Annotated in this window: 14 protein-coding genes; 8 read left to right on the forward strand and 6 right to left on the reverse strand. The window is 47.5% G+C overall.

From position 1 onward, the window contains the following. Positions 1 to 9: 9 nt before the first annotated feature. Positions 10 to 1,326 carry an amidohydrolase gene (locus DP923_RS00935; RefSeq protein WP_112303708.1) on the reverse strand — a complete coding sequence of 439 codons (1,317 nt, stop codon included), beginning with the start codon at positions 1,324 to 1,326 and terminating at the stop codon, positions 10 to 12. A 390-nt stretch (positions 1,327 to 1,716) separates the two neighbouring features. On the opposite strand from DP923_RS00935, the gene DP923_RS00940 reads away from it, so the two are divergent. Beyond that, positions 1,717 to 3,561 (forward strand): methylmalonyl-CoA mutase family protein, encoded by a 1,845-nt coding sequence (locus DP923_RS00940; RefSeq protein WP_112303709.1) that lies wholly within the window; start codon positions 1,717 to 1,719, stop codon positions 3,559 to 3,561. Positions 3,562 to 3,740: 179 nt separating this feature from the next. Further along, positions 3,741 to 5,885, forward strand: coding sequence for a methylmalonyl-CoA mutase (gene scpA, locus DP923_RS00945; protein WP_112303710.1), 2,145 nt, complete (start codon positions 3,741 to 3,743; stop codon positions 5,883 to 5,885). 104 nt (positions 5,886 to 5,989) lie between these two features. Here the strand turns inward: scpA and DP923_RS00950 are convergent, their stop codons facing one another. Continuing rightward, a complete protein-coding gene (locus DP923_RS00950; RefSeq protein WP_165838123.1) occupies positions 5,990 to 6,826 on the reverse strand; it encodes a hypothetical protein in 837 nt (278 codons plus the stop codon). Positions 6,827 to 7,033: 207 nt separating this feature from the next. Between DP923_RS00950 and DP923_RS00955 the strand changes: the two genes are divergently transcribed. The 4 genes from DP923_RS00955 to meaB all read left to right on the forward strand — a co-directional run bounded on the left by DP923_RS00955 (position 7,034) and on the right by meaB (position 10,225). After that, positions 7,034 to 7,435 carry a hypothetical protein gene (locus DP923_RS00955; protein ID WP_112303712.1) on the forward strand — a complete coding sequence of 134 codons (402 nt, stop codon included), beginning with the start codon at positions 7,034 to 7,036 and terminating at the stop codon, positions 7,433 to 7,435. A 56-nt stretch (positions 7,436 to 7,491) separates the two neighbouring features. Beyond that, the gene (locus DP923_RS00960; RefSeq protein ID WP_112303713.1) at positions 7,492 to 7,725 is read left to right on the forward strand and encodes a hypothetical protein; all 234 of its coding nucleotides are present in this window, start codon (positions 7,492 to 7,494) and stop codon (positions 7,723 to 7,725) included. A gap of 202 nt (positions 7,726 to 7,927) precedes the next feature. Continuing rightward, a complete protein-coding gene (locus DP923_RS00965) occupies positions 7,928 to 9,079 on the forward strand; it encodes a TolB-like translocation protein (RefSeq protein ID WP_112303714.1) in 1,152 nt (383 codons plus the stop codon). A 165-nt stretch (positions 9,080 to 9,244) separates the two neighbouring features. After that, positions 9,245 to 10,225, forward strand: a complete 981-nt coding sequence (gene meaB / locus DP923_RS00970) for a methylmalonyl Co-A mutase-associated GTPase MeaB (RefSeq protein ID WP_112303715.1) — start codon at positions 9,245 to 9,247, stop codon at positions 10,223 to 10,225. A 78-nt stretch (positions 10,226 to 10,303) separates the two neighbouring features. Here meaB and folB read toward each other — a convergent pair whose 3' ends face one another. The 3 genes from folB to DP923_RS00985 are packed head-to-tail and all read right to left on the reverse strand — an operon-like array spanning position 10,304 to position 12,570. Continuing rightward, on the reverse strand, positions 10,304 to 10,660 hold the full coding sequence (folB, locus tag DP923_RS00975) for a dihydroneopterin aldolase (protein WP_112303716.1): 357 nt from the start codon (positions 10,658 to 10,660) through the stop codon (positions 10,304 to 10,306). A gap of 8 nt (positions 10,661 to 10,668) precedes the next feature. Continuing rightward, on the reverse strand, positions 10,669 to 11,640 hold the full coding sequence (locus DP923_RS00980; protein WP_112303717.1) for a DivIVA domain-containing protein: 972 nt from the start codon (positions 11,638 to 11,640) through the stop codon (positions 10,669 to 10,671). 9 nt (positions 11,641 to 11,649) lie between these two features. Continuing rightward, on the reverse strand, positions 11,650 to 12,570 hold the full coding sequence (locus DP923_RS00985) for a WD40 repeat domain-containing protein (RefSeq protein WP_112303718.1): 921 nt from the start codon (positions 12,568 to 12,570) through the stop codon (positions 11,650 to 11,652). 107 nt (positions 12,571 to 12,677) lie between these two features. On the opposite strand from DP923_RS00985, the gene DP923_RS00990 reads away from it, so the two are divergent. Further along, positions 12,678 to 13,325 carry a 4'-phosphopantetheinyl transferase family protein gene (locus DP923_RS00990; protein ID WP_112303719.1) on the forward strand — a complete coding sequence of 216 codons (648 nt, stop codon included), beginning with the start codon at positions 12,678 to 12,680 and terminating at the stop codon, positions 13,323 to 13,325. Between the two features lie 14 nt (positions 13,326 to 13,339). Next, complete coding sequence (locus DP923_RS00995; RefSeq protein ID WP_112303720.1) at positions 13,340 to 13,924, forward strand: thioredoxin family protein; 585 nt, start codon at positions 13,340 to 13,342, stop codon at positions 13,922 to 13,924. Positions 13,925 to 13,991: 67 nt separating this feature from the next. Here the strand turns inward: DP923_RS00995 and DP923_RS01000 are convergent, their stop codons facing one another. Next, on the reverse strand, positions 13,992 to 14,840 hold the full coding sequence (locus DP923_RS01000) for a transglutaminase-like domain-containing protein (RefSeq protein ID WP_112303721.1): 849 nt from the start codon (positions 14,838 to 14,840) through the stop codon (positions 13,992 to 13,994). Positions 14,841 to 14,849: the final 9 nt, after the last annotated feature.

Genomic DNA, 14,849 nt, shown 5'->3' on the forward strand with positions numbered 1-14,849 from the left:
ACAGTTCAGTTATTTACCCTTACTCTCCATGTAATTCAGGGTTAAATTTGTCAGTGCTTTTACGCCCAGCTTCAAGCCGGCCTCATCGATCCGGAAATCCGGGGTGTGGTGGGCTGGTGCGGTAGCCGGGTCCTGGCCTTTTTTCATGCCGCCTACAAACAGGAACAACCCCGGAATTTTTTCCTGATAGAAGGCAAAATCTTCGGCTCCGGTTACAGCTTTAGACAGTATAACATTATCGCGGCCAGCTAGAGTTTGTATTGTAGGCAGCATTTTAGCGGTTAAAGCTGGGTCGTTGTACGTAACCGGTGTTTGCGCCTGGAAGGTAACTTCGGCGGTGGCGCCTGCACTCTCAGCTATTTTAGTGGCGGTCAGTTTTATCTTTTCGTGTATCGTTTTCTGCATGTCGGTGTTCAGGGTGCGTATGGTTCCTTCCATCTTCACTTCTTCCGGAATGATATTGTTGCGCACGCCGCCGTGTATACTTCCAACTGTTACCACAGCCGCATCTTCGGCAAGCTCTGTCTGGCGGCTGATGATAGTTTGTAACCCATTTATGATCTGGGCAGAAACCACAATCGGGTCTACGCCTGCCCACGGGTACGCGCCGTGTACCTGCTTGCCCTTCACGGTTATCCTGAAAATATCGGCGCTGGCCATGGTACCGCCCGGCCTGTACTTTATTTGCCCTACTTCGGTTTGTGAGTTAATGTGTAAGCCGAAAATAACTTCTGGTTTTGGCCCTTTCGTCAGTACCCCTTCTTTCACCATCAGGTAAGCGCCGCCTTCCTCCCCTGCAGGAGCCCCTTCTTCGGCCGGCTGAAAAATAAACTTAACCGTACCCTTCAGATCCTTCTTCATACTTGATAAGATCTCAGCTGCACCCAATAACATGGCAATATGCGTATCGTGGCCACAGGCATGCATTACACCTACTTCCTGCCCGTTGTAAGTGCTTTTCTGCTTAGAGGCAAAGGCTATAGCAGCACGCTCGGTAACAGGCAGGCCATCTATATCGGCACGTAACGCAACCACGGGGCCGGGTTTTCCACCTTTCAAAATGCCCACCACGCCGGTATGAGCTACACCGGTTTCCACTTCAATGCCAAATTTCTTAAGCTGGGTAGCAATTTTTTCGGCTGTTTTTACCTCGCGGTTTCCAAGCTCCGGATACTGGTGAAAATCACGTCGCCATTCAATTACCTTTGGCTCAATTTTATCAGCCATGGTATTGGCTCTGGCTAATAATTTAGTGTCCTGAGCTGTAGCAGGGAGCGCCAGCAGGCCGGCGCCAAGTATGGTAAGTATAGTTTTAGCAGATCGCATGGTAAGGAGTTAATACTTCTGAAAATGATTGTAGGAATATAGTAATTTATACTTCAAAAAAAGCACGCTAACCTACTTCTGCAGTAAAAAAACAATTCTTACAGTTTATAACCCGTAAAAAGAAACCGCTTGCTGAGGTAAAAATGTAGGTTCGTAAAGTAAAAGAACACTTACTACCTCCTACCAGAATGCACGAGAATATATTCTGTCTCTAGTATAAGTTGTGTGAGTGCTTCAGCATCCTTCCTTCAAACCAATCATTCTTACTTATTTGTTAGTAAAGAACCAGTAAAAAGCGTGGCGAATATTTCAAAACCTATACCCGTTTCTTAGAGTTAAATTCTAACGTATAAAACTATATCTTTACAGGAAATTATACCTGAAAGCACGATGACAGACGAGCAGAAGTTATTTTCAGAATTCTCTCCCGCTACCAAAGCCGATTGGGAACAAAGAGCCCAGAAAGATTTGCGCGACACGCCACTCGATGACCTGAAGCAGCAAACCTATGAAGACATCCACATCAAGCCATACTTCGCCAAAGAAGATATCGCCGGCCTGGCGCAGGTAATCCAGCAGCCAGGACAGTTCCCCTACTTGCGTGGCTCTAAAATGGACAGCAATGCGTGGCAAAACATCCAGCAGATTTACGCAGACGGAAATGGCAAGCCAGCCATCGATAAAGCGGCAGATGCGTTGCAGCGCGGCGCAGACGGAATTCATTTTGTCATAGACCTGCCCGGCCTGTTCGATATCGTCTATTTGTTTGATAACATCGATCTGACAAAGTATACTATCAGCTATACTTTAAAAGAGAACCCGGCCGATTTCCTCGAGAAAATATATGCCCGGCTGGCCAAAAAACAGTTATCAGCGGGCAGCCTGAGAGGTTTCGTAGAGTTCGATAGCTATACAGCAACCGGTAAGCTGCAGCACAGCACCATCCGGGAGTTTGTACATATGGCCGAACTTACCAAAGAGAGCCCGGACTTTTATATCCTGCCCGTAAATGGTACCAGCTTCAGCAGCATCGGCGCATCGTTTACTCAGGAGATAGCTTATACTTTAAACGCAGCTGTCGGCTACCTGGATCAACTGACAGATGAAGGCATACCACTGGACTTATTGTTAAGCAAAACACAGTTTTATGTAGCATCCGGCACCAATTACTTTTTCGAGATCGCCAAGCTACGCGTGCTTCGTTTGTTGTGGGCAGCTGTTGTAGAAGCCTATGGGGCAAATCCTGAATTGGCTGCCAAACTGCGCATCCACAGCACAACCTCTACCTGGTTCCAGACCACGTTAGACCCTTATACCAATATGCTGCGCGTTACTACCGAGGCTATGTCTGCAGTTATAGCAGGCTGCGATTCGCTATCGGTAGCACCTTTCGATACCACTTTCAGGCAGTCTGATGAGTTTTCGGAACGGATTTCGCGCAACGTATCCATCATCCTGAAAGAAGAAGCTTACCTGGATAAAGCCATCGACCCGGCTGCCGGTTCTTATTACCTCGAAGCCTTAACAAACGAACTGGCCGACCACGCCTGGAAACTTTTTAAAGAAGTGGAAAGTGCAGGTGGCTTTGAGGCAGCCTACGAGGCCGGCTTTATACTTGGTTCGATCACGGAAATAAGCCGTCGTAAATTCAGGAATGTGGCAACGGGCAAAGATGTGATCGTGGGAACAAACAAATACCCGAACCCAACCGAGCAACTGGATTTTGACCCTGAACAACTCATCCAGAGTGCTGATTTTGATACCACACGTGCTGCATACCCAACTGAGGTAATGCGCATGGCTACAGAATTGCACCTCCGGAAACACAAACGCAAACCGAAAGCAGTTATAGCCACTGTAGGTTATGCCGATAAGCTGCATCTGAATGCGCTTATCGCGAAAGAGCTTTTTGCCTGCGCCGGCTTCGAGATCGAAACGCGCCAATTTGATAATGCTGAACAAGCCACCACCGAACTGCTGCAGGCTACTACTGTAGAAGTTGTAGTCGTGTCGGCTTTGGAGGCAACATTAGCGCGGGATTTCTGGCCGGTTTTAAGCAAGCATACTTCCAAGCCAACTATTATTATGGCCGAAGACCCGCAGCACATGAAAAATGAGATGATCGCACATGGATATGATGCATTTCTGTTTGATGGCTGCGATACTTCCGCTATTCTGGAGCTGGTACACAAGCGCCTGCACATGGATAACGAGGACTCGAACGGCGAAGTATAAAGCAGCAATCGTCCTTATGATGGGGACGCATCGTTGCAGCTCTGAAAAAAAGCAGAGGGACGTTGCATTATTACCTCAGAACACGCGAGTTAAATTAATGACTGAATTTTGAATAATTGAGTAACAGAATAAGAAACAACAATTCAGTTATTCAACCATTCAATAAATCAAAATTGAAAATGAAGCCGGATTTCTCTAAAACAAACATAAATAAATTAGCCTCCGCCACTCCTGCCGCTACTGCGCCAGCCGATGCCAACATATGGAAAACGGCAGAACGCATAAAAGTGAAAAGCTTTTATACTTCTGAGGATGTAGCCTCGTTCGAGCACATGGATTTTGCTGCCGGTTTGCCGCCATACTTGCGTGGCCCATACAGCACCATGTATGTACAAAAACCCTGGACTATCCGCCAGTACGCCGGGTTCTCTACAGCAGAAGAAAGTAACGCTTTTTACCGCCGTAACCTGGCTGGTGGCCAGAAAGGCCTTTCTGTAGCCTTCGATTTAGCAACCCACCGTGGTTACGACTCAGACCACCCGCGTGTGGTAGGTGATGTGGGTAAAGCCGGTGTAGCGATTGATTCGGTGGAGGATATGAAAATTCTCTTCGACCAGATTCCGCTGAACGAGATGTCGGTTTCCATGACGATGAACGGTGCGGTATTGCCGATCATGGCTTTTTATATTGTGGCAGCTGAAGAACAAGGCGTAAAACCGGAACTGCTGAGCGGCACGATTCAGAACGACATCCTGAAGGAGTTTATGGTGCGCAATACCTACATCTACCCACCAGAGCCAAGTATGAAAATCATTGCGGATATCTTTGATTATACTTCGAAGAACATGCCACGCTTCAACTCCATTTCCATTTCGGGTTACCACATGCAGGAAGCCGGCGCTACCGCAGACCTGGAACTGGCCTATACTTTAGCGGATGGCCTGGAATACGTGCGTACCGGCTTGAAAACCGGAATGGACATTGATGAGTTTGCGCCCCGCCTTTCTTTTTTCTGGGCGATCGGGATGAACCATTTCATGGAGATTGCCAAAATGCGCGCAGCCCGTATGCTATGGGCAAAACTGATCCAGCAATTCAACCCGAAAAACCCGAAATCGTTGGTACTGCGCACGCATTGCCAAACTTCCGGCTGGAGCTTAACCGAGCAAGACCCTTTTAATAACGTAACCCGCACCTGCGTAGAGGCACTTGCAGCTGTATTGGGCGGCACGCAAAGCCTGCACACCAACGCACTCGACGAAGCCATCGCCCTACCTACCGATTTTTCGGCCCGCATTGCGCGTAATACCCAGATCTACCTGCAGCAGGAAACAGCCGTTACCAAAGTGGTAGACCCGTGGGGAGGCTCTTATTACGTAGAAACCCTGACGCACGAACTGGCACACAAAGCCTGGGAACTGATACAGGAAGTAGAAGAACTGGGCGGCATGGCAAAAGCTATTGAAACCGGCCTGCCTAAAATGCGCATCGAAGAAGCCGCTGCCCGCAAGCAAGCCCGCATCGACTCCGGCAAAGATGTAATTGTAGGCGTTAACAAGTATAAACCAGACCAGATCCAGGAAATCGATATTCTGGATATTGATAACGCAACCGTACGCGAATCGCAGTTGCGCCGCTTAGCGCACGTAAAAGCTACCCGTAACAACGAAGCCGTACAAACTTCTCTGGTAGCGCTAACCAACGCAGCACAGACTGGCGAAGGTAATTTACTCGCTTTGGCCGTAGAAGCAGCCCGCCACCGTGCTACACTAGGCGAAATATCGGATGCATTAGAAAAAGTATTTGGCAGACATAAAGCTGTAATAAGAGCAATAGCAGGCGTGTACTCCGCAGAAATAACCGACGACGAAAACTTCGCGCAGGCAAAAGCCCTGGCCGATCAGTTTGAAACAATAGAAGGCCGCCGCCCCCGTATTATGGTAGCCAAAATGGGCCAGGACGGTCACGACCGTGGCTCTAAAGTAATTGCCACTTCCTTTGCCGATCTTGGTTTTGATGTGGACATAGGCCCGCTGTTCCAGACGCCGGCTGAAGTAGCCATGCAAGCCGCCGAAAATGATGTGCATATTGTGGGCGTATCTTCGCTGGCAGCTGGCCATAAAACACTGGTTCCGCAACTCATCGAAGAGCTCCGCAAGTTAGAGCGCGAGGATATTATGGTGATTGTGGGTGGCGTTATTCCGGCCCAGGATTACGATTTCCTGTTTAAAGCAGGCGCAGCAGGCGTGTTCGGACCAGGTACCATTATCGCGGTAGCTGCCCAAAACATCCTGCAGAAACTCCTGAAAGGATCGGTAAGCTAACATCTCAAAATTATACTTTCAATAAAAAGCCGCAGCTAGACTTCTAGCTGCGGCTTTTTGATTTATACTTGGTTTATACTTTACAGCAGTATAAGGTATAAGTATTATTTACACTCGTAAGTAAATCTGGTTTCTGTTTCATCGCCGTAGCTGTCTGTTTCCAGTACTTTTACAGGGAAGCCGTTGCTGTTATACTCATACTTGTATGTAACCTCATAAACGCTTTCCGGCTCCGGTACGCCATCCCCGTTTAAATCATACATGATATTTGTAATCATTTTGCCCGGGTTATTTTTGCTGACGGTTTCTTCTACCATAGGCTTTCCCTTTACAGCAACGTAAGGTGCAGGCTTATCATCGTAACCAGAATAAACTGTTCTGCTATCCAGATTGCCTTCATAAAAGCCTTCTTCCTTCTCAATGTTCCCGTTGCCATCATAGGTATACTTAGTCGTATACGTAATCCCATCCGATAACACACTTTTCTCTGCTATGCGTTTGTTGCCATCATACTTAAACGTAGTAACAGACTCGGAAACAGGCTGGCTGTACGTTCGCTTAACAGATTGTACATAGCCGTTCTGGTATGTATAAACTGCCGTATTAATCAGCTTGTCTTTTATGCGGAGCTCTGTTTTGGTTAACTGGTTTGCAGCGTTGTAAGTATAACTTTCGGTAGTTGTAACCGGGTTGCCGTCTTCATCTGTATCGGCAGCAGTTATTTTGGTGATAAAGCCATCTGCATTATACTCCAGCTTAGAGGCTTGCCCGTCTGCATTTATTTCGGTTACCTTACACGGAGCGTCCACTACGGCAGGCGCCGCTTCTTCGGAGTCATCTTTATCGCAGGCCGTTACAGCAAACGACATCGCAGCGATCACATAAAAAAAAGTTCTGTTTAAAAAGTTGCTCTTCATTTTGGCTGGAGAAATCATATACACGAATGCTTGGTTTAACACTTATTCATGGCGTTCCGAAACAGCTTTTGTTTTATAAACTGTTTCGCCGTTAACCGACCCTAATACGGAAACCAGATTTTAAAAGATGATTTCAGGTTAAAAATCGTTCTGACCCTGAATCTCCCGAAAGCATTTTAAATGCCGTACCTTTGCACCGGAAGTATACTTTCATCTTTAAAACTATTTTCTATGTCAGGCCAAAAACTGAAATATATACTAGCCGCCATTGCTGCGGTGCTCATCATCTGGTTTATCAGCGACTCGTTTTCGCAACCCGGCGTTAACGACCTGAACGGCGATTTTAAGGAAGTTGCCTTTTACCGTAACGAAAACAACACCGGTCCTATTATCCGGGTGTATGCCGTAACGGTAAACGATACCTTGTGGCAGGAGATGGAACAGTACGGAAATTTTATGCCGCACACCAAGTATGGCAACACGCAGGTATACTTTTTCTCGGATAAAAATCCGGCTCCAAAACAGGTAAACGGAACTGCCCCTTACTTCGAAGAGAGTTTTAAAACGCTTTGCCTGGCCAGGTACGAGAAAGACTCGATGGGTAAGATCTCATTTCTGAAAAAACCTTATTAAACAGCGCTAATACCCGAACTGCCGTATACGTACCCGTACAACAAACAAAATAAGCTATGAGAAAAAACAGCATCTCGATACTAGCGGCTGTACTGGTAAGTGCATCGCTTAGTTTAACGGCATGTGGTGGCAACAACGGCGATATGCCACCCGAAACAACAACCGGCGACACACAGGAAACCGGTGTGGAAGGCTCTGGCGATCTGCCTGGCACCGGCGCTGCAGACTCTGCCGAAGTAGACGAGACCGGAGCCGAAACAGGTGCACACGGCGCAACCACCGGTCAATAATTTTTTATACTTTGAAACTGATAAAAGACAGGCCCACGCTTGTCTTTTATTTTTTATAACCCATCCGGTAAATAATTATAGGTTGAACAAACAGAAAATGCCCCCGCACACGTTAAAAGCATAAAATCTAATTCTTAAAATAAACTGTTAAGTCTATTAGCTGGCATTCGATTTACAAATGCCACAAAAAGAGCCATCCCTTATGATCAGACTTAAAACTTTAGCAGCTGCCGTTACCCTACTTCTGGCCAGCCATACTTCTTTTGCACAAGGCGAAGCAGCCAACTGGTATTTCGGAAAAAATGCGGGCATCACGTTTAAAGCCGGAAAAGCCCACGCCCTGACCAATGGCCGCCTGATGACCGAAGAAGGCAGCGCCACTATTTCGGATGCGCAGGGCAACCTGCTTTTTTCTACAGATGGCATTACCGTCTGGAACCGCAACAACCGCGTAATGCCCAACGGCAATGGCCTGATGGGCATGAAATCTTCCACCCAATCGGCGCTTATACTTCCAAAGCCCGGCGCTGACAGTACGTATTATATTTTCACGACTGATATCCAGGCACAGGGCAACGGGCTGCGCTACAACGTGGTCGATCTTACCAAAGAGAAAGGGTTTGGCGATATCGTATCCAAGAATATTTTCATGATCGCGCCCTCCACTGAAAAACTGACAGCCGTACGCCACCAGAATGGCCGCGACTGGTGGGTAATTGCACACCGCTGGAACAGTGATGCGTACATTTCATATTTGGTTTCGGACGAAGGCGTTTCGGTGCAGCCGGTTATTAGTAACGTGGGCAGCGTGCATGGCGGCATGAACCGCAAAGCCATCGGTTACCTGGTACCTTCGCCGGATGGCAGAAGGCTGGCAGCGGCTTTGTTTGATGATAACGGCTCTTTTGAGTTGCTTTGGTTCAACCGGGCCACCGGCATAATTTCTGATCCAATTGTGCTGCAGGGCTACGAGGAAGCGTATGGCGTGGCTTTCTCGCCGGACGGCAGCAAATTGTATGGTACTACCAACGGCAAAGGCGGCAACAAAGCGCAAATCATTCAGTTCGATGTAGCCGGAGGTAGTGCCCAAGAAATAAAAGCATCCTCAGAAGTAATAGCCCAGTCCGGTAGCCCGCGTATTGGTGCGATGCAGCTTGGCCCGGACGGCAGAATATATGTGGCCCGCAAAGATAATGTTCATTTAGGCGTGATCAGCTTTCCAAATGCAAAAGGCAAGGCCTGTACCTATAACGATGATGGGTTCCATTTAGGAGGCCGTAAAAGTGATCTGGGCCTGCCAAATTTTCCGCAAGGCATAACCCAAGTGGCCATCAGAGCTACCACAGAACGTTAGCAGTTTTATACTTCAGGAACGGATGAGGGCAGTTTAATCTTAGCTGGCCTCGTCCGTTTTATACTTTATCAGCTTAAGAAAGTATGATTGTGCCTTTGAAACTGGCAGCGGTCGTAATTAATTTTAATTTTGTAAACAGACTCCACCTTTTATACTTCAATAGCCTTGGCCAAACGTTTCGCAGCAGATAAATATGTAGAGGGCATTTTAGCCGGAAACCGCGTACTGCTTAGTCAGGCCATCACGTTAGTGGAAAGCAGGCTGCCCTCGGACCAGGAACTGGCCCACGAAGTAATGGACAAAGTATTACCTCACACCGGCAACTCCATCCGGATCGGGATAACAGGTGTGCCAGGGGTTGGTAAAAGCACTTTCATCGAAACCTTCGGTACGTACCTCATTCAAGCTCAGCAAAAGAAACTGGCCGTACTTGCCATCGACCCAACCAGCCAGCGTTCCGGCGGAAGTATACTCGGCGATAAAACCCGCATGGAACTTCTCTCCATGAATCCACAGGCCTATATCCGGCCTTCTCCGGCAGGCAAATCGTTGGGTGGCGTTACGCGCAGTACCCGCGAAAGTATACTTTTATGCGAAGCAGCCGGCTTTGATGCCATCATTGTAGAAACAGTGGGCGTTGGGCAATCCGAAACGGCGGTGCACGAGATGGTAGATTTTTTCCTGTTGCTGATGCTGGCCGGTGCCGGCGATGAGCTACAGGGGATAAAACGCGGTATTATGGAGATGGCCGATGCCATTGCCATTACTAAAGCCGATGAACAGAATATCCTGAAAGCAAACGCTGCTAAAAGCGAATACCAGAATGCCCTGCATTTGTACCCGGTAGCCGCTTCGGGCTGGTTGCCAAAAGTGAGCGTTTGCTCTGCTTTGCAGAATACCGGCCTGGATCAGATCTGGGAAACGATCACAGAGTACTTACAGCTCACACAAAACAACGGCTTTTTCGAGAAGAAACGGCGCGACCAAAATTTACAGTGGATGTTTGAAGCGATCCGTCAGGGGCTGGAAGAAAAGTTTTACGCCAATCCGCAGGTTAAAATGCAGTTACCGGCTTTAAAGACCGTGGTGCAGGAAGGACAAAAATCAGCGTTTGCGGCAGCAGCAGAATTACTAAAGTTGCTTTAGAAACTCATTTCAAAGTATAAAAAAAAGCAGCTGGCTCTATTTAGGCCAGCTGCTTTTTTTTATACTTCAGTTTATACTTTATCTCGCTTCTTCGAGTGTAATTTTTGCCCATTTGCAGATGCCGCCTAACGGTGGGTTATACTTGCAAACGTTTACTTTTACGGATTGCACAAACGGGAAGTGCTCGTATACTTTGTCGATGATGCGGTGGCCGAGGTGTTCTAACAGGCGGGCCGGAATTTTCATTTCTTCCAGCGTCAGTTTGTACAGTACTTCGTAATTCACCGTTTCATGCAAATCATCGGATTCGGCGGCGCGGCGCAGGTCGGTTTCAATGTACAGGTCGATGCCATACTTGTTTCCGATCTTCTGTTCTTCGTCGTAGTACCCATGGAAGGCAAAAAACTCCATTCCTTCCAGTGCAATCTGCCCCATCTGCTAGCTTAAATCTCGTCGAAGAAAGAGCCTGCCGTTTGCTTTACGGGTGCCTGCGCAGCAAAACTATTGCGCGATGGCTCTGTCATAGGCGGTTGTATTTCCGGCTGGTCCGGCGTTACCGGCTGAATTTCAGGGACGGGCTGCTCGATGCTAGGCGCTGGAATGTGCCCCGGATAATCGGGTGCCGGCTGCTCAATTTCAGGAGATGGCACGTTTGGTACTGGCGTTGTCGGGCTCGGAATTTCAGGATGCGGCTGCGTTACGTCCGGTGCCGGATCGCCGAAAGGCTGAAACTGATCGTTACTGCTTACTGCCATCGGCGCGTTGGCCGCTGTAGAAGCTGGTAACTGAAATGTTTGTGTAGATGCTGTCATGTCGATGTCTTTCAGGGTTTGCAGCAGTTCCGCGTCCTGTACGTTTACACTTGCTGCTCTTGAAAGAATACTAGATGAAACACTTTTAGGTTTTGCTTTTGTCTTTTCTGCTTTCTCGAGCGCCTCATTTGCCAGGTTGCGCAGATCGCGCACCAGCGTATCGAGGTAACCTTCCAGGCGCAGGTGCTCCTGCTCCAGGCCACGTACTTCCTGTTGCATGGCAGCAATTACACTTTCAGCATCTTTCTTGGCTTCTTCCAGCATCTGGCGTGCCTGCGTGCGGGCATGCGAGATCAACTCATTTGCTTTCAGCTCCGATTCGCGGCCTTTTAGCTCTGCCGATTTGGTTGCCTGCTCCAGTATAGAGTTGCCGGTATCTTCCGCAGTCTTTAAAGTTTTGTAAAGTGATGACTCCACTTCACGCAGTTTCTGGGTTTCGCGGTGAGCGGTTTCCAGTTTCATGCGCAGGTCTTTGTTTTCATCCAGAAGTTTTTCCCATTGTTGCGAGAGCGTCAGCAAAAACGCGTTTACCTCATCCTTGTCTAATCCCCTGAACGCTTTCTCAAATGTTTTTTGCCTGATGTCTAATGGTGTAATCTTCATAACGCTAACCTAAAAATTTATATCCCAAACCGAAATGGTGCGGTCATCACTACACGAAACTAACTGATTATGATGACCCGACCAAAATAATTTATTAACCGATGTGCCGTGGCCGGCGCTTCGTACTTTGTCTATTACCTTCAATAATTTAAACGTGGCGGCATCCCATACCTTCACCGATTTATCCATACTGCAGGTAGCAAAATAATTTCCGTCGGGGCTGAAGGTGATGTGGTTGATGGTATACATGTGCGCAATGGTATAGCCGCGTTCTTTATACTCCTGCGTTGTTTCCCAAACCCGCAGGTGCGCATCGCGGCCACCTGTTAGCAGCAACTCGCCATCCGGGGTATATGCTACCGTAAAAACAGAATTGGTATGCGTGGTTAATTCATACTTTACTTCCATACTTTCGGCATCAAAAATCCGGACTACATTGTCGCTGTAGCCTGCTGCCAGTTCGTTGGTGTGTTTATTATAGGCCAGACAGCGCACGCTCTGGTCGGCTTTCCGGATCTGGGTCTGCAGCTCGAACGTGTCCAGCGCAAGTATGGCTATGCTGCCATTGCCCAGCGCTACGTATACTTTGTTCAGCTCCGGGATGGCCTGTATATCAAAAATGGCGGTTTTCGGCAGCGCGACCGATTTAAGAATACTTTTGTTTGCCAGATCGATTACCTGTATACCTTCCTGGTTCTGCCCGATCAGTAAAAGATTGCGCTCCTGCAAATAGTATAACGCGTAAACGGAGGTGGTTACTTTGGCTATCAGTTCGCCGTTTTCGGGGTTTGTAAGGTCCCAGGCGGCTACCATGCCATCGCCGGCAGCCGAAAAAATAATGTGCTCTTCCCCGGACTTTTCCAGGGCATAAACACAATCGCGGTGGCCGGTAAGGGTGGCCAGTTTTTGTACTTGTATTTTACTTGCCATAGCGGCTTTTGCTCTTACTTTTAAAATTTAGCTAAATTTACAATAATTCCGGCTAAACCGCAGGCCGTCCCTAGTTTACTAACCCTGATAAAGCGGCCTTATTGCCCATGCCCCTACTCCTCACCCGAAAAATAAACGACCATACCCTGCTCGGAATCTGGCAACTTTCTGAAACTGAAACCGAACTGCGCGCAGCTCTGCCCGCTTTTGTGGATATCAGTTACCTGAACGAACATGTGCACCAGCGCCGCGTATGCGAATGGCTGGCCAGCCGGGTGCTGCTTTATACTTTGTTAGCGGAGTTTACCGATGAGCAACTGCCGGTTTTACGGGCCGAAACAGGCCAGCCATACTTCAAAAATGCCAACTTCCATGTATCGATCACGCACTCGCCGGAACTGGCTGCGGTTATACTTTCAAGTAAGGCACAGGTTGGCATAGATATTGAATTGATCACTCCGAAAGCGCTGCGGGTAGCAGATAAGTTTTTAACTGAAAAAGAGAAGGTTTATACTTTAGCTTCAGAAAAAGAAACCTGCCTGTACTGGAGCGCCAAAGAGACGTTGTATAAGATGTATACCCGTAAAAAGTTGATTTTTAAAGATAATATTTTACTCTGCCCATCTTCGGAAAGTAATATTTTACAAGGCTGTGTGCAGACAGATAATTTTTATAAATTGTACCAGATTTACCACGAAACACTTTTAGGCCACATCCTTACGTATACTTCGGATAACGACGTGCAGCCTGTTTAAATAAACAAGAAACCATGAAACACTTTGCCTCACTTGCATTTGCACTTTTTTTATCGGCTCAGGTTTTTGGCCAAAGCTACAAGTTAGGCGATAAAGTTGCCGACTTCACTTTAAAAACCAGTACTGAACAAAGTGCTTCGCTCAGCGATTTTGCTAACGCCAAAGCGGTCGTGATCGTTTTTACAAACAACAACTGCCCTTACGCTAAACTATACGAAAACCGCCTGGTTGGCCTGGCCGGTAACTACAGCAGCAAAGGTGTCCAGTTTGTGTTCATCAACCCAAGTATAGGTTCTGGCGATGGCAGCGAAACATTGGCAGATATGGCTGTTAAAAAGTATAACTTCCCTTATCTGGCCGATGAAGGACAAAAGCTGAGCGGCAGATTTGGCGCTACCAAAACACCGGAAGCCTTCGTGCTCAAAAACAACAACGGCGAATTTATACTGAAGTACAAGGGAGCGGTGGATGATAACCCGCAACTGGAAAGCGGTGTAAAAAGCTTCTTCTTGAAAAATGTAATCGACGAAGTATTAAACGACAAAACCGTAACGGTACTGGATAAACGACCTACTGGTTGTTTGATAAAACGTTACTAACAAAGTATAACCTATAAAAAAGCGCCGCCCTGGATTTTCGGGGCGGCGCTTTTTTTATACTTGTTGGTTAAACTACCGGATCTTCGTCTGTGATGGCGGTAAGGAGTTTTGTTACTTCAGTGGCTTTTTCAGGATCGTTCATCTTTTCGAAAGAAAAAGCCAGGTTCCGTAAAGCGCGCCGAACGGTATCGAGGTTAGAGCAGGGCTCGTAAAAAATATCGATCGGGTTCAGGTTAAGCTGCAGAATGTAGTTATCGATATCGGCTTTGGAAAGTATAAGGCCTTTGTTGTACACGTTAATGTAAAACTGAATCCCCTCCATCTTATAAATAAGGATAAACAGGTTAGGCAGGTTAACGCCGTACACTGGCATGCCGAGGCGCTGCGCAATGGTCATATAAAGTACGCAAAGCGTAAGCGGGTTGCCGCGTTTAGTTTCGAGCACCAGGTGCAGCATCGAGTTGGCCGGCGAATGAAAGTTTTTGGTATTGGCAGCAAACTTCTTTTCCCGGAACATGACGTTGTTCAAGGCTTTTACCTGGTCGTAGGGGTGCATCTCGTCTTTCATGTGCGTCCAGGCATCAAAGTATAACTGGTCTACGGCTTTGTTGATAGCGCCCAGTTCTACATCCGGATACAAGTATGAATTAACGAGCCACATACCTTCCAGCAGGTTTTCGGCGCCGGCTTCTTTCCAGGCTTTCAGTCTGCGGAGCAAGCCATCGAACTGCAGGTTATGGATCAGGTCTTCGATTTTGGTTTGTAGGTCCGGGTTCAGCGATTCTTCCCATTCCTCCTCCAGAAAAGGAATTATGCCTTCTCCCAACGATACAATCTTTCTTTCTACATGCGCCATTACTTCGTGGTCGTTGTCATCGAGCAATGAGATGAGCGCTTTAATTTCCTTTTTCGTCACGGTATGTAT

Origin of the sequence: Pontibacter arcticus (assembly GCF_003284895.1) — a bacterium.
In the GTDB taxonomy this organism is placed as follows: Bacteria; Bacteroidota; Bacteroidia; order Cytophagales; family Hymenobacteraceae; genus Pontibacter; species Pontibacter arcticus.

Coding starts and splice junctions, on each gene's coding strand:
- DP923_RS00960 (WP_112303713.1), top strand. CDS start 7,492: ATGAGAAAAAACAGCATCTCGATACTAGCGGCTGTACTGGTAAGTGCA.
- DP923_RS00995 (WP_112303720.1), top strand. CDS start 13,340: ATGAAACACTTTGCCTCACTTGCATTTGCACTTTTTTTATCGGCTCAG.
- DP923_RS00980 (WP_112303717.1), bottom strand. CDS start 11,640: ATGAAGATTACACCATTAGACATCAGGCAAAAAACATTTGAGAAAGCG.
- DP923_RS00935 (WP_112303708.1), bottom strand. CDS start 1,326: ATGCGATCTGCTAAAACTATACTTACCATACTTGGCGCCGGCCTGCTG.
- DP923_RS00985 (WP_112303718.1), bottom strand. CDS start 12,570: ATGGCAAGTAAAATACAAGTACAAAAACTGGCCACCCTTACCGGCCAC.
- scpA (WP_112303710.1), top strand. CDS start 3,741: ATGAAGCCGGATTTCTCTAAAACAAACATAAATAAATTAGCCTCCGCC.
- folB (WP_112303716.1), bottom strand. CDS start 10,660: ATGGGGCAGATTGCACTGGAAGGAATGGAGTTTTTTGCCTTCCATGGG.
- DP923_RS00990 (WP_112303719.1), top strand. CDS start 12,678: ATGCCCCTACTCCTCACCCGAAAAATAAACGACCATACCCTGCTCGGA.
- DP923_RS00965 (WP_112303714.1), top strand. CDS start 7,928: ATGATCAGACTTAAAACTTTAGCAGCTGCCGTTACCCTACTTCTGGCC.
- DP923_RS00940 (WP_112303709.1), top strand. CDS start 1,717: ATGACAGACGAGCAGAAGTTATTTTCAGAATTCTCTCCCGCTACCAAA.
- DP923_RS00955 (WP_112303712.1), top strand. CDS start 7,034: ATGTCAGGCCAAAAACTGAAATATATACTAGCCGCCATTGCTGCGGTG.